15 protein-coding genes and 1 other RNA gene are annotated in these 19,480 nt (G+C 52.2%); 10 read left to right on the plus strand and 6 right to left on the minus strand.

The genetic code is table 11. The features are described 5' to 3' along the window. The first annotated feature begins 18 nt into the window (after positions 1-18). The 3 genes from AC07P6_RS13165 (at position 19) to btuC (ending at position 4,148) form a co-directional block, all read left to right on the plus strand. Positions 19-1,374 carry a glycoside-pentoside-hexuronide (GPH):cation symporter gene (locus AC07P6_RS13165; RefSeq protein WP_478316557.1) on the plus strand — a complete coding sequence of 452 codons (1,356 nt, stop codon included), beginning with the start codon at positions 19-21 and terminating at the stop codon, positions 1,372-1,374. A 33-nt stretch (positions 1,375-1,407) separates the two neighbouring features. Next, a complete protein-coding gene (locus AC07P6_RS13170) occupies positions 1,408-3,009 on the plus strand; it encodes a glycoside hydrolase family 43 protein (protein ID WP_434663041.1) in 1,602 nt (533 codons plus the stop codon). A 152-nt stretch (positions 3,010-3,161) separates the two neighbouring features. Next, positions 3,162-4,148, plus strand: a complete 987-nt coding sequence (btuC, locus tag AC07P6_RS13175; RefSeq protein WP_478316559.1) for a vitamin B12 ABC transporter permease BtuC — start codon at positions 3,162-3,164, stop codon at positions 4,146-4,148. A gap of 49 nt (positions 4,149-4,197) precedes the next feature. On the opposite strand, the gene AC07P6_RS13180 is transcribed toward btuC, so the two are convergent. Further along, entirely contained in the window at positions 4,198-4,998 is an 801-nt protein-coding gene (locus AC07P6_RS13180) for a MetQ/NlpA family ABC transporter substrate-binding protein (protein ID WP_181485896.1), read from the minus strand. A 223-nt stretch (positions 4,999-5,221) separates the two neighbouring features. On the opposite strand from AC07P6_RS13180, the gene AC07P6_RS13185 reads away from it, so the two are divergent. The 4 genes from AC07P6_RS13185 to selO all read left to right on the plus strand — a co-directional run bounded on the left by AC07P6_RS13185 (position 5,222) and on the right by selO (position 8,625). Then, entirely contained in the window at positions 5,222-5,773 is a 552-nt protein-coding gene (locus AC07P6_RS13185) for a glutathione peroxidase (protein ID WP_182239399.1), read from the plus strand. Continuing rightward, positions 5,773-6,522, plus strand: a complete 750-nt coding sequence (gene btuD / locus AC07P6_RS13190; protein WP_182239397.1) for a vitamin B12 ABC transporter ATP-binding protein BtuD — start codon at positions 5,773-5,775, stop codon at positions 6,520-6,522. Before AC07P6_RS13185 ends, btuD begins: the two co-directional genes overlap by 1 nt. Positions 6,523-6,603: 81 nt before the next feature. Beyond that, positions 6,604-7,068, plus strand: coding sequence for an NlpC/P60 family protein (locus AC07P6_RS13195; protein WP_112213414.1), 465 nt, complete (start codon positions 6,604-6,606; stop codon positions 7,066-7,068). Positions 7,069-7,182: 114 nt separating this feature from the next. Then, positions 7,183-8,625: a protein adenylyltransferase SelO gene (gene selO, locus AC07P6_RS13200; RefSeq protein ID WP_478316560.1), complete on the plus strand. Its 1,443-nt coding sequence runs from the start codon at positions 7,183-7,185 to the stop codon at positions 8,623-8,625. Positions 8,626-8,660: 35 nt separating this feature from the next. On the opposite strand, the gene hemP is transcribed toward selO, so the two are convergent. The 3 genes from hemP to ppsR all read right to left on the minus strand — a co-directional run bounded on the left by hemP (position 8,661) and on the right by ppsR (position 11,038). After that, the gene (hemP, locus tag AC07P6_RS13205; protein ID WP_304261002.1) at positions 8,661-8,840 is read right to left on the minus strand and encodes a hemin uptake protein HemP; all 180 of its coding nucleotides are present in this window, start codon (positions 8,838-8,840) and stop codon (positions 8,661-8,663) included. A 163-nt stretch (positions 8,841-9,003) separates the two neighbouring features. Next, positions 9,004-10,050 (minus strand): 3-deoxy-7-phosphoheptulonate synthase AroH, encoded by a 1,047-nt coding sequence (aroH, locus tag AC07P6_RS13210; RefSeq protein ID WP_478316562.1) that lies wholly within the window; start codon positions 10,048-10,050, stop codon positions 9,004-9,006. 154 nt (positions 10,051-10,204) lie between these two features. Then, on the minus strand, positions 10,205-11,038 hold the full coding sequence (ppsR, locus tag AC07P6_RS13215; RefSeq protein ID WP_110275732.1) for a posphoenolpyruvate synthetase regulatory kinase/phosphorylase PpsR: 834 nt from the start codon (positions 11,036-11,038) through the stop codon (positions 10,205-10,207). Between the two features lie 342 nt (positions 11,039-11,380). Here ppsR and ppsA point away from each other — a divergent pair, with 342 nt between their 5' ends. From ppsA to AC07P6_RS13230, 3 genes are all read left to right on the plus strand, one after another. Next, positions 11,381-13,759, plus strand: coding sequence for a phosphoenolpyruvate synthase (gene ppsA, locus AC07P6_RS13220; protein ID WP_478316564.1), 2,379 nt, complete (start codon positions 11,381-11,383; stop codon positions 13,757-13,759). Positions 13,760-13,998: 239 nt separating this feature from the next. Then, a complete protein-coding gene (locus AC07P6_RS13225) occupies positions 13,999-15,396 on the plus strand; it encodes an MFS transporter (RefSeq protein WP_478316565.1) in 1,398 nt (465 codons plus the stop codon). 4 nt (positions 15,397-15,400) lie between these two features. After that, the gene (locus AC07P6_RS13230; RefSeq protein ID WP_478316566.1) at positions 15,401-17,770 is read left to right on the plus strand and encodes a glycoside hydrolase family 3 N-terminal domain-containing protein; all 2,370 of its coding nucleotides are present in this window, start codon (positions 15,401-15,403) and stop codon (positions 17,768-17,770) included. Here AC07P6_RS13230 and rprA read toward each other — a convergent pair. Continuing rightward, positions 17,770-17,877, minus strand: an RNA gene (gene rprA / locus AC07P6_RS13235) — antisense sRNA RprA. The two genes, AC07P6_RS13230 and rprA, sit on opposite strands and share 1 nt — an antisense overlap. Positions 17,878-18,205: 328 nt before the next feature. Continuing rightward, positions 18,206-19,327: an AI-2E family transporter YdiK gene (ydiK, locus tag AC07P6_RS13240; protein WP_182239385.1), complete on the minus strand. Its 1,122-nt coding sequence runs from the start codon at positions 19,325-19,327 to the stop codon at positions 18,206-18,208. Positions 19,328-19,480 lie beyond the last annotated feature (153 nt).

Here is a 19,480-nt window from a genome sequence, read left to right on the forward strand (position 1 = left end):
GTAAATAAAGGTGTCTCTATGAATAAAATAGGATTTAAAGAAAAAGTTGGCTATGGATTGGGTGATGGGGCATCGAATATCATCTGGCAAACTATCATGTTGTTTATGGCCTATTTCTATACAGATGTATATGGACTGAGCGCGTTTCATATGGGAACGATGTTTCTCCTTGTTCGGGTTTTCGATGCGTTTGCTGATGTTTATGTCGGCTATTTAGCTGACCATACGCGAACGAAATTCGGTCAGTTCAGGCCGTACTTGCTGTGGTTTTCATTGCCTTTCGGAATTTTTGGTGCTTTGACATTTTACACGCCGGATCTTGGTGAAATCGGTAAAATTATTTATGCCTATATATCATATACCATATTGTCTCTTTTTTATTCTCTAGTGAATATCCCTTACTGCGCGATGATTAATAACATCTCCAATGATGCGAAAGAACGTGTGTCTATGCAGTCGTATCGATTTGCCTTTGCGGCCCTTGGCGGGATTATCGTCTCCTCCGTTGCGTTATCACTGACCAAGGTGCTGGGCGATGGTAATCTGCAGAAAGGCTACTTTTATGGCATGGTACTCATGGGCGGTTTGAGCACTATTCTGTTCCTCCTGTGCTTTGCTATGACGAAGGAACGCTACATTAAGGAAGTTGATCAAAACCAGAAATTTAGTGGAATTTATAAAGAATTGAATATTCTGATTAAAGACGTGAACTGGCGTTGTATCTTTAGCCTTAACGTCGTTAACCTAATTGCCGCAATTCTTAAAACCGGTGGCGCAATATATTTTGTGAATTACTATTTACTGCGTCCGGATTTAGTCAGTATTGTGCTATCAACAATTTTAGGCGTAAAATTTATTGGCTCCATGTTTACCTCCATTCTGTATGGTAAATTTGAACGGCTAGCGGCCTACAAGGTAACAATCATAATGCAGGCCTTTATCATGGCTATGCTTTTCTTTATCCCCGCTAATTATGTCATCGTGGCCTGCATAATGATCGCTGCGGTTCACTTTCTTGATGCCAGCGCTTCGCCTTTGCAGTGGAGTTTGTTAAGCGACATTATTGATAATCTGGAAAAGAAAGCGGGTAAATCCCTTAGCGGCCTGGTCTTTTCTACCAATATTTTTGCCATCAAAATTGGTATTGCTGTTGGAGGTGCGATCATTGGCTGGTTGTTGACATTAGGTGGTTATGTTGGCAATGCACCGGTCCAAACGGATTCAGCGATCCTGGTTGTGCGTCTGCTTTTTACCATTATCCCTGCGGTAATGGTTCTAAGCTTAATATTAATTCTGAAAAAATACCGCAATACCGATGCTGATAACAATACTGTGGCAATGCTTTCTACGGAAAATGAACAAATCAGTCATTAATGGGTTTACAAGAAATATCACAAGGAGTTATGCATGACCGTTATTACGAATCCCATTATCCCCGGGTTTAATCCAGATCCTTCAATTATTAGAGTCGGTGAGGCATATTATATCGCCACCTCAACATTTGAATGGTTCCCTGGCGTTTGTATTTATAAATCCTATGACCTTAAAAACTGGAAGCTGGTCTCATATCCATTGAACCGAAAATCGCAGCTGGATATGCTTGGTAACCCGGATTCCGGTGGTGTGTATGCTCCTTGTCTGAGCCATCATAATGGACGCTTTTATCTAATTTTCACTGATGTGAAAAATGTAGCCGGGCGTTTCTGGGATCCAAATAACTATATTGTGACTACGGAAAATATTGAGGGGGCGTGGTCTGAACCTCATTCACTCCACAGCCGCGGAATCGACCCATCTCTCTTCCACCACAGCGACGGTACAAAATGGCTGGTGAGCATGGAGATGAGCCATATGGACGGCGGTAGGCCCAATTTTCCAAAGTGGAATGGAATTATCATTCAGCAGTATGACGCCGAGGAACACCGGCTTGTTGGCGAATGCCGGAAAATATACTCGGGTACGACCTTGGGCATCACAGAAGGGCCGCATATCTACGAAGCTAACGGTTGGTTTTACCTACTGACGGCGGAAGGCGGCACATTCTATGATCACGGTGTTACCCTGGCGCGTTCACGTGATCTTTTTGGGCCATATGAAACTGACCCAATTGGTCAGATGATGACTTCGCGTTACGATTGCCGTTTGTCTCTGCAGCGAGTGGGGCACGCGGATCTTTTTGAAAACAGTATCGGCGAATGGTTTATTGTGCATCTTTGTGGAAGACCTCTACCGTCAAAAGGGCGTAGCCCGATGGGGCGGGAAACGGCCATTCAGCGAGTCTACTGGAATGATGAGGGTTGGTTAAGACTGGCGAACGGCAAGACGACGCCGGAAATTGAGGTACAGACAAACCTCAATGAACGCGCATGGGACGAGCAACCTGCAAGGGATGATTTTGATTTACCTGAGCTTCCTTTGCATTATCAGTCGTTACGAATTCCGCTGAATGAAGATATGTGTACGCTCAAAGAGAGAAAAGGTTGGCTCAGGTTACGCGGACGCGAGTCGTTGAGTTCACACCATTATCAGAGCTTGTTAGCGAGACGACAGACTGACTATATGTTCACCGCCCAGACCTGCGTCGACTTTAATCCACGCTCATTTCACCAGATGGCGGGCTTAGTTTGTTTTTACGACACCACCAACTTTATCTATTTGAATATATCCTGTAATGACAATGGAGAACGAACCGTTAATCTGATGGTTAACGACCTCAATAACTTCAGTATGTTAACTGGTGATGGAATTAAAATTGCCCGTGAAGGCTATGTTTATCTTAAGGTTTGCGTAAAAGGCGATGCGGCCTGGTTTTACTATTCGCTGGATGAAAAAACGTGGTTCCCGGTGGGGGATTACGTGGAGTACAGCAAGCTCTCCGATGAATATTTTAAAGAGAGGATGATCGAGCGTTTTACCGGCGCATTTATTGGAATGTGTTGTCAGGATTTTACTGGCGAGAAAATTTGCGCTGATTTTGACTATTTTTCCTGTACCCCGCTTAGCGATTAATAGCCTGAATAGTTTATCCAGCTGAGACTGCAGTAGATGCAGCCAGCTGGACTTTTCACTGAAACTAATTTCGGGTTTAGGGCCGTTTCTCTTTTCTCTGATGAATGTCCACCGTAAAATCAACCACATCTCTCTCCTGTGTTACGGAACCTATGCTGACCTTTGCTCAAATTCAACAGCGCCGCAGTCGGCGTTGGCTTATCGCATTAACCTTGCTGCTGCTGGTGACGTCGTCCGTCAGTCTATGTGCTGGCGATCAATGGATCGGCCCCGCCGAATGGTTCACCGCCAAAGGTGAGCTGTTTATCTGGCAAATTCGCCTGCCGCGAACCCTTGCCGTCCTGCTGGTAGGGGCTGCGCTGGCGCTTTCGGGGGCGATAATGCAGGCGCTGTTTGAAAACCCGCTGGCGGAACCGGGGCTGCTGGGCGTATCCAATGGGGCTGGGGTTGGCCTGATTGCCGCCGTGCTGCTGGGAAAAGGGTTGCTTCCTGGTTGGGCGTTAGGGCTATGCGCGATTCTTGGCGCGCTAGTCATCACCTTTATTTTGCTGCGTTTCGCCAGACGGCACTTGTCCACCAGCCGGTTGCTGTTGGCGGGTGTCGCGCTAGGTATCATCTGTAGTGCACTGATGACCTGGGCTGTCTATTTTTCTACCTCTTTCGATCTTCGTCAGTTGATGTACTGGATGATGGGGGGATTTGGCGGCGTTGACTGGCAGCAGTTGTGGCTAATGCTGGCGCTGTTGCCAGTGTTGGGCTGGGTGTGTTTGCAATCGCAGCCGCTCAATCTGCTGGCGCTGGGCGAAGTGTCCGCGCGACAACTGGGCTTACCGCTGTGGCTATGGCGCAAAGTGTTGGTGGTGGCTACCGGCTGGCTGGTGGGGGTTAGCGTGGCGCTGGCCGGGGCGATTGGTTTTATTGGCCTGGTCATTCCGCACATTCTGCGTTTATGCGGTTTAAGCGATCATCGTGTTTTGCTTCCAGCCTGTATGTTAGCCGGAGCCAGTGCATTACTGGGGGCGGATATTGTCGCACGTCTGGCGCTGTCGGCGGCGGAACTGCCCATCGGCGTGGTCACCGCGACGCTGGGCGCGCCGGTGTTTATCTGGTTATTGTTAAAATCAGGTCGCCCGCAGTAGGGCAATACAGGCGCTGTATTACCACAGCGCCTGCAATAAGTCGGGAATATTACCAGCCTTTAATGGCATCGCCCTTGTAGACTTCGGCTGCCTTATCTGCGACTTCTTTGGTTTGGAAGGCTTCTTTCAGCTCCTGAACCTTTTTGCTGTCTTTATTATCTTCGCGCGAAACAATGGCGTTGACGTACGGAGAGTCCGGGCCTTCCATAAATAAACCATCGCGGGCGGCGGATAAACCAGCCTGCGCAGAGAAGTTGGTATTAATAATCGACAGCGCAACGTTCGGGTCATCCAACGTACGGGTTAGTTGCGGCGTATCAACCTCGACAATTTTCAGCTGTTTTGGATTGTCGATAATATCCAGAGCCGTTGGCAGGTAACCGACACCGTCTTTCAGCTTGATTAAGCCTTGCGCCTGGAGCAGCAGCAGGCTGCGGCCCAGAGTGGTGGTTTCGTTGGAAATAGACACCGTTGCGCCGTTAGGCAGTTCGTTGATGTTCTTGATTTTCTTTGAGTAAGCGGCAATCGGGAAGACAAAAGTTTTACCGACAATCGCAAACTTGTAGCCGCGCTCTTTTGACTGCGCCTCCAGATAAGGCAGCGTCTGGAAAGCGTTAGCATCGACATCTTTATTGTTTAAGGCTTCGTTAGGCAGGACGTAATCATTAAACGAGATAACCTCAACATCAAGGTTGTATTTGTCTTTTGCGACTTGCTCAACCACTTTCCAGATAGCCTCATCCGGACCGGTGTTAATCGCCACTTTAACTTTATTATCTTCATCTGGCGAACAGGCCGAGAGTAGCGCCACGGAGGCGGCAATTAACGCCGTGCTAAACATCTTTTTCATCAATAAAACTCTCTCAAATTAACAATTAACGAAATACTATTACATCCATTTATCACTGTACACTGAATTGCTCTGTCTCCTTGTTGAGATGAATTCATGTTGTCAGGGCTGTTACATCAAGAGACACTCCAGGGCGATTCAAAGTAGAATGACGCGGTCTGAATCCGCTACAGTAGATAGGGATCACCACGCAGAAACCGGTTTAATTCACTGAGGGAAGGCTATGCAACACGATATTCTCAATACTGAAGTCACCACCATTGATGGTGAGAAAACAACGCTTGCGCCTTATGCAGGCAAAGTGCTGCTGATCGTCAACGTTGCGTCAAAATGTGGCCTGACGCCGCAATATGAGCAGCTGGAAACTTTGCAAAAAGATCTCGAAAGCGAAGGTTTTAGCGTGCTGGGCTTTCCATGTAACCAATTCCTGGGGCAAGAGCCGGGCAGCGAAGAAGAGATTAAAACGTTCTGCAGCACCACTTACGGCGTCACTTTCCCGATGTTCAGCAAGATTGACGTCAACGGCGAACATCGTGCGCCTTTGTATCAGAAGCTGGTCGATGCCGCTCCACAAGCCATCGCGCCGGAAGGTAGTGGTTTCTATGAGCGAATGGCCAGTAAAGGCCGGGCGCCGCTGTATGTAGACGACATCCTGTGGAACTTTGAAAAATTCCTGATTGGTCGCGACGGTCAGGTTATCGGTCGTTTCTCACCAGATATGACGCCGGACTCCCCGCAGCTGGTGGCCGCGATTAAAGGAGCTTTAGCCAAATAATGCCGTTTTTGATGCAGCTACAGGATGTAGAAGAGGCGGGACGTCTGGCGCCATTTACCGCGGATGTCCGACCCGGAGAGATTATTCACCTGGTGGGGCCAAACGGCGCGGGGAAAAGCACGCTGCTGGCGCGAATGGCGGGTCTCACCACTGGCCCCGGGCAGGTGACGCTCAATGAGCGCCCGCTGAACGACTGGCCAGCGCAGGAACTGGCGCGTCATCGTGCCTATCTCAGCCAGCACCAGATGCCGCCCTTCGCGATGCCGGTCTGGCACTATCTGTCGCTGCATCTGCAAAACGAGACGCAAAACGCGCTCCTGAAGACCATCGCAGAAAAACTGGGTCTGAGCGATAAGCTCGGACGCCAGGTGAATCATATTTCGGGCGGAGAGTGGCAGCGTGTGCGTCTGGCGGCGGTAATATTGCAAATCCATCGCCAGGCCAATCCTGCCGGACAGCTGTTACTGTTGGATGAACCGATGAATAGCCTCGACGTGGCGCAGCAGGCCGCGCTCGATCGGGTATTAAGTGAACTTTGTGCTTCAGGTATTGCGATCGTCATGAGCAGTCACGACCTCAATCACACCCTCCGCCATGCCCAGAGCTCCTGGCTTATCCGTCAGGGGGAAACTATCGCCTGCGGCAGCACATCCGAGGTGCTGAGCGAAGAGAATTTAACCGCCGCCTATGCGATGGCGTTTCAAAGAGTGGAGGTGGCGGGTCATCTTATGCTCGTTGCGTCACAGTAGCACGCAGTAGCCTTGCCAGCGAATTGCTAAACAAGCTAAATTATTCTGACAATAAGATAGGGAACAGAGGAATCGTCTGAGATGCGTTTCTGGTTCGTGTTGTTTGTAGCGCTATTTCTGGCGGGTTGTAGTAGCCATCGGGCGCCGCCGCCAAATCCGCGGCTTGCAGATTCTATTACCGTTGTCGCCAACCTCAATGAGCAGTTAAGAAACTGGCGGGGAGCGCCGTATCGTTATGGCGGAATGTCGCCGCGCGGTGTTGATTGCTCCGGTTTTGTGCTGATGACTTTTCGCGATAAATTCGCGTTGCAGTTGCCGCGCGAAACCCGCGAACAGGCGGAAATAGGCACTAAGATTGATAAGAGCGAATTGCTGCCCGGCGATCTGGTCTTTTTCAAGACGGGCTCCGGAGAGAGCGGCTTGCACGTCGGTATTTATGACACGGATAATCAGTTTATCCACGCCTCAACCAGCCAGGGCGTGACGCGTTCATCACTGGATAACGTGTACTGGCATAAGAAATTCTGGCAGGCGCGAAGGATTTAACGTTGGTCAATTAGCCAAAGGGAAGCGCCAGTTTCCCTTTTTCATCGCAATACCCCTGAAATCCCTCCGTGTTAATAATTTGTTGAAAGCACTACACTGGAGACCGGAGGTACTATGGCCCTGTCTTTTACTACCCACTGGCGTGATGAACTGCCGGATTTTTATACTGCATTAACACCGACTCCGCTGGAGAATGCGCGGCTTGTCTGGCACAACGCATCACTGGCGCGAACGCTGGGCATTCCTGATTCGTTATTCAAACCAGATCGGGGCGCTGGCGTATGGGGTGGCGAAACCCTGCTGCCGGGGATGTCGCCGCTGGCGCAGGTTTACAGCGGTCATCAGTTCGGTTCCTGGGCCGGACAGCTTGGTGATGGGCGCGGGATTTTGCTTGGCGAACAGCAACTCTCCGATGGTCGACGCTTTGACTGGCATTTGAAAGGTGCCGGACTCACTCCCTATTCGCGAATGGGCGACGGGCGGGCGGTATTGCGCTCGACGATTCGCGAAGGCCTGGCCTCGGAAGCGATGCATGCGCTGGGCATTCCCACGACCCGTGCGCTGGCGATAGTGACCAGCGACACGCCGGTGTATCGGGAAACCGTTGAACAGGGTGCGATGCTGATGCGCATCGCGGAAAGCCATCTGCGTTTTGGCCATTTTGAGCACTTTTACTATCGCCGTGAGCCGCAAAAAGTTCAGCTACTGGCAGACTTTGCGATTCGCCATTACTGGCCGCATCTGCAAGACGAAGCCGATAAGTATGTTTTATGGGTTAGTGACGTTGTCACGCGAACAGCGGAAATGATCGCTAACTGGCAAACTGTCGGCTTCGCCCACGGGGTGATGAATACCGATAATATGTCAATTCTGGGGCTGACGATGGACTACGGGCCATACGGTTTTCTTGATGACTTCCAGCCGGGCTTTATCTGCAATCATTCTGATTATCAGGGGCGCTATAGCTTTGATAATCAGCCAGCGGTGGGGCTATGGAATCTGCAACGGCTGGCGCAAACGCTGTCACCTTTCATCAGCGCTGAGGCATTAAATACCGTGCTGGATGGTTACCAGCACGCACTGCTGACGGCGTACGGTCGCCGTATGCGCGATAAGCTGGGGCTGTTTACCCAGCAAAAAGGCGATAACGAGCTGCTTGATGGACTGTTTGCGCTGATGGAGCGTGAGGGTAGCGACTATACCCGAACCTTCCGTATGCTGAGTGTGAGCGAACAGGCTAGCGCTGCCTCGCCGCTACGCGATGAGTTTATCGACCGTACCGCTTTTGATAGCTGGTTTACCGACTATCGTGCGCGTCTGCGCGATGAGCAGATTGAGGATGCACAGCGGCAGGCGCATATGAACAGCGTAAACCCGGCAATTGTACTGCGTAACTGGCTGGCACAGCGCGCGATAGAACAAGCGGAGCAGGGTGACATGAGCGAGCTGGAACGTCTGCATAACGCATTATCTCAGCCCTTTGCTGATCGAACGGATGATTATATTAACCGTCCGCCAGACTGGGGGAGGCGTCTTGAAGTGAGCTGTTCCAGCTAGTAAATCGTTATCCCTGCCGTTATAGGCGGGGATAATTATTTGGTCAGTATCAGCTTGCCCGCATTGGTCTGGCGCAATAAATAACGCTGACCGCCGTGTTCGATAACCACCCGTCCTTCGCTACCTAATAACGTGCGGCTGTTTATCTGCCTGTCCGTGGAAACGGGGTAAGGGGCATTGTCTTTTGTTTTTTCTGCTGTGGCAGTGTTATCCATACGCGTCATAGCACTCAAAAATAAAAATAAAAGCAACAATGATTATCATTATCAATAATGTTGATTTTCACGGCAAGTATTTTTTACAGGAATACCATATTTGGCAGGTTTGTTGTCGGGGGCTAAGAAAATATCCCCACCACGAATGTGGTAGGGAGAAGGGCTAAAGGCGGGTTGCGGTTGCTGCGGCTAGTTCCGCAAGCAGACGTTCGCTATCTTCCCAGCTCAGGCAAGGGTCGGTAATCGATTGTCCCCTGGTCAGCGGCTGGCCGGGGATAACCTTCTGCGTGCCTTCCTGAAGGAAGCTTTCGGCCATGATCCCGGCGATGGCTGTTGATCCCGCGCGGATCTGCTGGCAGATGTCGGCGCAGACGTCCAGCTGACGGCGATGCTGTTTCTGGCAATTCCCGTGGCTAAAATCAACCACCAACTGCTGCGGCAGGTTGAATTCCATCAGCACATCCCCGGCAGCGGCGATATCGGCGGCGTGGTAGTTAGGCTGTTTCCCGCCACGCATAATGATATGACCATAAGGATTGCCGCTGGTCTGGTAGATGGTCATCTGCCCCTGTTTATCTGGCGACAGGAACATATGACTGGCGCGGGAAGCGCGAATGGCGTCAACGGCAATACGCGTATTGCCATCGGTACCGTTCTTAAATCCTACCGGGCAGGAGAGCGCCGAGGCCATTTCACGGTGAATTTGGCTCTCGGTGGTGCGCGCGCCGATAGCGCCCCAGCTAATCAGGTCGGCAATAAACTGCCCGGTCACCATATCGAGAAATTCGGTGGCGGTCGGCACACCCAGCTCGTTCACCTGCAACAGCAGGCTGCGGGCCAGCTCAAGGCCATGATTGACCCGATAGCTGCCGTTCAGGTCAGGATCGGAAATCAATCCCTTCCAGCCAACCACTGTGCGCGGTTTTTCAAAGTAGGTGCGCATCACGATTTCCAGCTGCGGCTGGTAACGTTCGCGCATTCCTTGCAGGCGGTGCGCATACTCCATCGCCGCATCAGTATCGTGAATGGAACATGGGCCAATCACCACCAGCAGGCGGCGATCTTCACCGTTGAGGATCCTCTCGATTCGGCGGCGTGAAGCGGAGACGTGTGCTGCAACATCGGCAGACACAGGGTGCCGTTGCGCCAGTTCCGCGGGCGTTACCAGGCTTTCAATGCGCGCGGTACGCAATTCGTCTGTTTTATTCATTGGGGTCTCAAAAATCTGTTTCTTCCGCGGCGAAAATGCCGGGAAGTGATGCGCATCACGATAAACCAATCCCTGCTTATTGCAAGAGCAGGGCATGATCCTGTATGAGCCACGGGTGATAGCATAAACAAATTTTTGATATCGTACTAGCTCGTTAGTACATTCTGCGGCTTAGCCCCATAATATCCATGATTTTAGTGGCGATTTCTTCCACGGAGTAATTGGTACTGTTCAGGCAAGGTATCTTGTTTTTGCGATACAGCGCTTCAACTTCGGTTACTTCCATCCGACACTGGCGCATGGAAGCATAGCGGCTATTTTCCCGTCGCTCTTCACGGATAGCCGCCAGACGTTCTGGATTGATAGTTAGCCCGAATAGTTTGTGCTGTAGCGGTTTTAACGATGCGGGAAGAATCAGATTGTCCATATCATCGGCGATAAACGGGTAGTTGGCGGCGCGAATACCGTATTGCATCGCCAGATATAAGCTGGTGGGCGTTTTCCCACAGCGCGAAACGCCAAGAAGGATCACCTGAGCCTGGTCGAGGTTGCGCAGTGAAATCCCGTCATCGTGCGCGAGGGTGTAATCGATAGCGGCGATACGCGCATCGTACTTATTCAGATTACCCGGCGTTAAACCATGGGTGCGATGAGCGATCGGCGACGGGTCGAGACGTAATTCCTGCTGCAGTGGGGCCACCAGTGCCTGAACGATGTCCTGACAGAATCCTTCACTTTGCATGATGATGTCGCGAATTTCCGGAATAACGATGGAGTAGAACACCAGCGGACGGATACCGGTTTGTTGAAAAATCGCGTCAATTTGCTCCTTCACGGCGCGCGCGCGGCTGATATTTTCGACAAACGGCAGGGTCACGCTGCTAATGGCGACCGGGAATTGCGACATAACCGCATGACCCAGCACTTCTGCCGTAATGGCGGTACCGTCGGAAATATAAAACACGTGGCGATCTACAGCACTTTCCATTTTGACCATCCGGTATAAAGAGTTTAATTAGCTGAAAGCTGATATTAAATTTAAGCATATCGCTCCAGGCTTTGTCTCATATTTAAAAAGTGAAACACTATTTTTATTTTTAATGAAAAGCCCTATTCATTTTTCGCAACTGCGTATCTTTTGTATCAAAATCCACCAGATTATTGAAGAATCATTAGGTTAGCTATATCCGGAAAAGAATCCTAAAAACGAAAAAATAATTTGCTTGAACGATTCACCGTTTTTTTAAGCCGCGTAAATATGTCAGGATAAATCCCGTAGTCGATCGTGAATTATTTATCACTGGTATTAAATCACAAAAGGATTGTCTCGATGTCCAACAATGGCTCGTCACCGCTGGTGCTTTGGTATAACCAACTCGGCATGAATGATGTAGACAGGGTTGGAGGCAAAAATGCCTCCCTGGGTGAAATGATTACGAATCTTTCTGGTATGGGTGTTTCCGTACCGAACGGGTTTGCCACCACCGCTGATGCTTTTGATCAGTTCCTGGACCAAAGCGGTGTTAACCAGCGCATTTACGCACTGCTGGATGAAACCGACATTGACGACGTTTCCGCATTAGCGAAAGCGGGCGCACAGATCCGTCAATGGATCATTGATACGCCGTTCCAGAGTGAACTGGAAAATGCGATTCGCGATGCCTATACCCAGCTGTCCGCTGATGACGCTGAGGCTTCTTTTGCCGTTCGCTCCTCCGCGACCGCTGAAGATATGCCGGATGCCTCCTTCGCCGGGCAGCAAGAGACATTCCTCAACGTGCAGGGCTTTGACGCCGTGCTCGTCGCGGTGAAGCACGTCTTTGCTTCGCTGTTTAACGATCGCGCAATCTCCTACCGCGTGCATCAGGGTTACGATCACCGCGGCGTGGCGCTCTCCGCCGGGGTGCAGAGAATGGTGCGCTCCGATCTCGCCTCATCCGGCGTGATGTTCTCCATTGATACCGAGTCCGGCTTTGATCAGGTGGTGTTTATCACCTCCGCCTGGGGCCTCGGCGAAATGGTCGTGCAGGGCGCGGTGAACCCGGATGAATTCTATGTGCATAAGCCGACGCTGGAAGCGGGTCGCCCGGCCATTGTGCGTCGCACCATGGGGTCGAAAAAGATCCGCATGATTTACGCCCCGACCCAGGAACACGGGAAACAGGTGCGTATTGAAGATGTTCCGCAGGCGCAGCGCGACGTTTTCTCGTTAACCGACGAGGAAGTGCAGGAGCTGGCGAAACAAGCGGTGCAGATCGAGAAACACTACAACCGTCCGATGGATATCGAATGGGCGAAAGATGGCCACACCGGTAAGCTGTTTATCGTGCAGGCCCGACCGGAAACCGTGCGTTCGCGCGGCCAGGTGATGGAGCGTTATACCCTCCATGCACAGGGGCAGATTGTTTCCGAAGGGCGTGCCATCGGCCACCGTATTGGTGCGGGTCCAGTAAAAGTTATTCACGATATCAGTGAAATGAACCGCATTGAGCCCGGTGACGTGCTGGTCACCGACATGACCGACCCGGATTGGGAGCCGATCATGAAGAAAGCGGCGGCGATCGTCACCAACCGTGGCGGGCGTACTTGTCACGCGGCGATTATCGCCCGTGAGCTGGGGATCCCGGCGGTAGTGGGCTGCGGCGATGCGACCGATCGCATTGAGGAAAACCAGAACGTCACTGTTTCCTGTGCGGAAGGCGATACTGGCTACGTCTATGCCGAAATCCTCGACTTCAGCATTAAGAGCTCCAGCGTTGGCGAAATGCCGGATCTGCCGCTGAAGATCATGATGAACGTCGGCAACCCGGACAGGGCCTTCGACTTCGCTTGCTTGCCGAATGAAGGTGTGGGCCTGGCGCGTCTGGAGTTCATCATCAACCGCATGATCGGCGTTCACCCGCGTGCGCTGCTGGAGTTTGACGATCAGGAACCGGCTTTGCAGAACGAAATCCGCGAGCTAATGAAAGGCTACGACTCGCCGAAAGAGTTCTACGTTGGTCGTCTGACTGAGGGGATCTCGACGCTTGGCGCGGCATTCTACCCGAAACGAGTGATTGTGCGTCTCTCCGACTTTAAATCTAATGAATACGCCAACCTGGTCGGCGGTGAGCGTTATGAGCCGGAAGAAGAGAACCCGATGCTGGGCTTCCGTGGAGCCGGTCGTTACGTTTCCGAAAGCTTCCGCGACTGCTTTGCGTTGGAGTGTGACGCGGTAAAACGCGTTCGTAACGATATGGGCCTGACTAACGTCGAAATCATGGTGCCGTTTGTCCGCACCGTGGCGCAGGCGAAAGCAGTGGTTGAAGAGCTGGAACACCAGGGCCTCAAGCGCGGCGAAAATGGCCTGAAGCTGATTATGATGTGTGAAATCCCATCAAATGCGCTGCTGGCTGACCAGTTCCTCGAATACTTCGACGGTTTCTCTATCGGTTCCAACGATATGACGCAGCTGGCGCTGGGTCTGGACCGTGACTCCGGTGTGGTCTCTGAGCTGTTCGATGAGCGTAACGAAGCGGTGAAAGCGCTGCTGTCGATGGCGATTCGCGCGGCGAAGAAGCAGGGCAAATACGTGGGTATCTGCGGGCAGGGCCCGTCTGACCACGAAGACTTTGCCGCGTGGCTGATGGAAGAGGGGATTGATAGCCTGTCTCTGAACCCGGATACCGTGGTGCAAACCTGGCTTGGCCTGGCTGAACTGAATAAGTAAATTTTCGCTAAAATATGTCATCCCCGTCAGTAATGGCGGGGATTTTTTTTGTTTTCGCTCACCCGCACCGATTATTTGTGCTCAGTCACATAAAACGAAAAAAACAAAATACCGTAATCCGACAGTTAATTTCTACAATTGTCCCTTCTCTGTTTATTACTAATACTGACACAACGTTATCAAAAATCATGATAACCACTTCCTGAAATACCTCTTCTATTGTGTACAGGATAATAATAATGACACTTTCCTCGGTACTCACTACAAAAGATAAAATAGGTTATGGTCTTGGCGATATGGCCAGCGCGCTGGTGTGGCAAACGGCCACGCTTTTTCTGGCTTATTTCTATACTGATGTTTTTGGTTTACCTGCCGCAATCATGGGGACGATGTTTTTGGTCGTCAGGGTTATTGATGCGGTGGTCGATCCCTGTATTGGCGCCCTGGTCGACAGAACCCGTACCCGGCACGGGCGGTTTCGCCCCTGGCTATTGTGGTTCGCCATTCCGTTTGGCGTAAGTTGTATTATTACTTTCTACGTTCCTGATGTTGGACCAACAGCAAAAATCGCTTACGCCTGTGTCACTTACGCTATTTTAAGCTTTATCTATTCGGCGATTAACGTGCCTTATTGCGCTATGCCCGGCGCGTTAACGATGGACCCGCACGAGCGTCACTCGCTCCAGTCGTGGCGCTTTGCGCTGTCGTTTATTGGCGGGCTGATTGTCACCGTGATTGCGCTGCCGCTGGTCGCCCATCTGGGACAGGGTGATGCGCAAAAAGGCTATTTTTATGCCATGAGCCTGATGGGTATCCTCGGCATCGTGCTTTTCTTTAGCTGTTTTTTCCTGACCCGGGAGCGATATACCCCGCAGGGCGACAGCTCAGGTTCGTTATTAAAAGACCTTAAGCTGTTAGCGGGAAATAGTCAGTGGCGCATCGTTTTTATCTTCAATATTTTATTACTTACCGCGGTGGTGACGCGCGGCTCGGCAACCATGTATTACGTCAAATATGTGATGCAGCGCCCGGATATGGTCTTCACATTTATCGTTACCGGGATGATTGCGGCGCTGCTCGGCGCATTATTATCTGCGCGCCTGCTCGGGAAATTTGACCGCGTACGTTCCTATCAGTGGACAATTATTACTTACGTTGTTTTTGCAGCGGCTATTTTTTTTATTCCCGCCAATCAATTGTGGTTAATATTGAGCCTCAACGTCATCTTTGGCTTTATTCAAAATCTCACCACGCCGCTGCAATGGACTATGTTCTCTGATGTGGTGGATTACGAAGAACATCGCAGTGGACGACGTCTCGATGGTCTGGTGTTTTCTACCGCGCTATTCGCCATTAAATTCGGCCTCGCGCTTGGCGGCGCCGTCGTCGGCTGGGTGCTGGGAATGGTGAACTATGCCCCCAATGCGCTGAATCAATCCACCACGGTGTTAAACACCATCAATGCGCTTTTCACTCTGGTGCCATCGGTACTGTTTATCGCCATGGTGCTTCTGCTGATGCTCTACAAACTCAACAGCCGTACGGCAGACAGCATCGCCCGTGAACTGGCCCATAAACGTGAAGCGCGCGCGCAAGAAACAGCGCAGCCGACGCTGAATTCAGCCCTACAGGAGTAATAACATGACTGTGATTTATAAGGATGCTCATCGCCCTATCGCGGAACGCGTTGCGGATTTATTGTCGCGAATGACGACCGAAGAAAAATTTGCCCAGATGCACGCGTACTGGCTGGTGTTGGCGGAAAATGGCGATCACCGTGAGCGCAGCGATATGAGCGATGAATTCGCTGGCGTCAGTGAGCAGACTTCATTGGCGGAAAGGCTGAAACTTGGCGTCGGGCAAATCACTCGTCCCTTGGGGACACATATTGTGGATGCGCAGAGCGGCGTGCGGGCGGCGAATCGCCTGCAAAAAATGCTGATTGAAGAGACCCGGCTGGGTATTCCGGCGCTGTTTCATGAAGAGTGTCTGGTTGGGCTGCTGTGCAAAGATGCGACGCTGTTCCCCTCATCGTTAAACTACGGTTCAACCTGGGACCCTGAGTTAGTCGAGCGCGCGGCGCGGGAAATTGGCGCTGAAGCCCGTTCGACCGGCTGTAAACAGGGGCTGGCTCCGGTGCTGGACGTCTCTCGCGATGTGCGCTGGGGACGGACCGAAGAGACCTTTGGCGAAGATCCGTGGCTGGTTGGGGTCATGGCCTGCGCCTACGTCAATGGCTTACAAAGTGAAAAACGCGATCTGCTGGCGACGCTCAAGCATTACGTCGGGCACTCGTTTAGCGAGGGCGCACGCAACCATGCTCCGGTACACCTTGGTTTTTGCGAACTTAACGATACCTTCCTGCTGCCGTTCGAGATGGCGGTGAAGCTGGCCAATGCCGGTTCGGTGATGCCAGCCTATCATGATATCGATAACCAGCCGGGCCACAGCGATAGCTTCCTGCTGACCACCGTTCTGCGCGAGCAGTGGGGCTTTGACGGCATTATCGTTGCCGACTACGGCGGCGTCAGTCTGCTGCATCAGCATCACGGTATCTCACACGATGCAGCAGAGTCCGCAGCGCTGGCATTCAATGCCGGTCTTGATGTGGAATTGCCGAAAGATGATTGCGCACGTCACCTGCGCGAGGCGCTGGATCGTGGATTAATCACTCTGGCGAAAATTGATGAGATTGTTGCCCGCACTCTGACCGAGAAATTCCGTCTTGGGCTCTTTGAACACCCCTATACCGACGTGACGGGTATTGTGCTGCAATCGGCAAGCGCCCGTCAGGCGGCTCGCGATGTTGCGACACGCTCGCTGACGCTACTGGAAAACCGGGGCGCGATACCATTGTCGGGTAAGCCGAAGGTGGCGGTGGTGGGTCCCACCGCCGACGATCCGCTGGCGCTGCTGAGCGGTTACAGCTTCCCGGTGCACTTGATTATCAGCGATATGGTGGATGAGGTCTCGCAGGTGACTACGCCGCTAGCTGCTTTGCGGCAGTATCTTGGCGAGGAGCAGGTCAGCTACGCTAAGGGCTGTCATATTATTGAACAGCGGATGGCCGGTGCGCCGGTATTCCCTGGCGATAGTGGCGGCAAACCGATGCAGCAATCACCGGTCTCGCTGGACGTCAGCCTGATCCCAGATGCGGTAAGCGCCGCCCGGGAAAGTGATGTCGTCGTGGCCTGCGTGGGTGACCTGGCGGGTCTGTTCCAGAGCGGCACAGTGGGTGAAGGTTCCGATACCGACAGTCTGAATCTGCCGGGCGTTCAGCAGCAGCTTCTGGAAGCGCTGGTTGCCACCGGTAAACCGGTTATTGTGGTGATGACCGGCGGGCGACCTTATAACCTACAGGGGCTGGAGGACAGCATCGCTGGCTTGCTTATGGCATGGGCGCCTGGTCAGGAAGGTGGCTGGGCGATAGCCGATGTGTTAACCGGTCGCGCCGAACCGCAGGGACGCTTAGTGGTCAGCGTACCGAAAAGCGCCGGTGCGATGCCCTATTACTACAACCATAAGCTGAAAAGCGGCGGTACGCCGTTTGCGTTTCACTTTGGCTCACGTTACCCATTCGGCTACGGGCAAAGCTGGACGACGTTCGATTACGCCGAACCACATTTGCTGGCGCAGGAGGTTAACGTGGAGGGTGAAATCGCCGTGCAGATTGCCGTGCGCAACAGCGGAGAACGCCGCGGTAGCGAGGTGGTTCAGCTCTACGTTCGCGATAAAGTCGCCTCGATGGTGCGCCCGCTCCAGGAGCTAAAAACCTTCCAGCGTGTGACGCTCGATCCTGGCGAAACGGCAACGCTGAGCTTCTATTTGCCGGTAGATATGCTCAACTTCACCCGTCGTGACGGTCAGCGAATTGTCGAGCCGGGAGAGTTTGAACTGCAGATTGGCGCATCCTCCGCAGACATTCGCGGGACGGCAACCGTAACGGTGAATGGTGAGGTTCGCGAGCTACCACGGGACTGGCGCATGATGAGCCGTTGCGAAGTGAGCTGACAAAAAAATGCCCATCGTGGGAGATGGGCAAAGACTACACACAGCAATTCGTTGTTTCACTCAGGGGATTTCCATGCTTATAAATCAATGTGTTGATTCATAACCGTGAGCTAATAGTAGGCACAGAGATTTTTTGCGTCGATCAGATTCCTCTCAATAGTTAAATTGAGGTAAAGAATCTGCGAAGTAAATGTGTCAAATGGCTTGAGGGAAGGGGATTGCTGTGTGCGATGTATCAGTTTTATTTAAGTTTAAGCGGCATTGCCCGGTGGCGGCTAGCGCCTTACCGGGCCTACGAAAAATGCGTAATTTTGTTGATATTATGGGTTTTGTAGGCCGGACAAGGCGTCAGCCGCCGTCCGGCAAGAATACGAGCACAATATCTAAACCAGGTTTGTCATCAGTCTTAAAGGCGAGTTTCCCCGCCTTTTCACTCTATTTATCCAGAGGGGCTCGCGTATTCAGCTCGCTGAGTTCTTCCAGCACCAGGTCAGGATCTTTCGGCGGCGGTGGCGCTTCGTTGACCCATGCATCGTACAGACGCCAGGAGACGGCCAGCAGCACCGGGCCAATAAACAGGCCAATCATACCAAACGCCACCAGACCACCGATAACGCCGGACAGGATGAGAATCATCGGCAGGTCTGCGCCCATCCGAATCAGCATTGGGCGGATAAAGTTATCCATCGTGCCCACCACGCAGCTCCACACCAGCAGCACGGTGCCCCAGGTGGTATCCCCGGTCCAGTACAGCCAGATAATTGACGGCACCAGAACCAGCAACGGCCCCAGTTGTACCAGACAAGTAAAAATCATCACTACGGTGAGCAGCGCGGCGTAGGGCACGCCGCTGATGGCAAGACCGATACCGCCCAGTACCGCCTGAACCAGCGCGGTCACCACCACTCCCAGCGCCACGGCGCGAATCGCCTGACCTGCGAGGATAACCGCCGCATCGCCGCGTTTTGCCGCCAGACGAGTAGCAAAGTGGCGGAATCCATAGGCCACCTGTTCGCCGCGCCAGTACAACAGGGCGCTAAACAGCAGCATCAGGCCGCAATAAACCAACAGCTTGCCGATATGCGCCGCCTGGCCGACAAACCAGGTGGTGGTGGTGCCAAGGTAGGGGCGAATTTTGGTCATAATTGCCGTCCCCCCCATCTCCAGCAAATTATGCCAGCCGGTGTACAGCTTATCGCCAATCAGGGGAATACTGTTCAGCCACGCCAGATCGGGCGGGGTAAAGTTGCCGCTGGTGACCACCTTAATAAGCGGCGTGCTGTTATCCACCAGGCTGTTGACCAGCAGTGCGATAGGGATAACGAACAGTAAAAAGAGCAGCAGCGTCATGACCAGCACGGCCAGAGAGCGTTTGCCAAAAAGCAGGCGCTGCAGGCGCAAAAGTACTGGCCAGGTGGCGATAACCACAGTGCCGGCCCAAGCAAATGACAGGATAAATGGCTGCACAACCCACAGGCAGGAAATAATTATCAGGGACAAAAACAGCACCGACAGCAGAACTTGCGGTATGTCCCGGGGCTGGTTGGGGTTAATCATAGTGAAATTTTACCTTTGCAGTCGCGTCAAAAGGCTGACGCAGCGTAATTCCATATACTGATAATAATATCAATAAGTTCGCGCGCCTGATTTTGCGCTTAATTCTGGCGGGCGCATATGAAAAAAATGTGATAAAAAGTTGAGTGCACAACG

The sequence above is a fragment of the Klebsiella sp. GFKo11 genome (genome assembly GCF_056490265.1).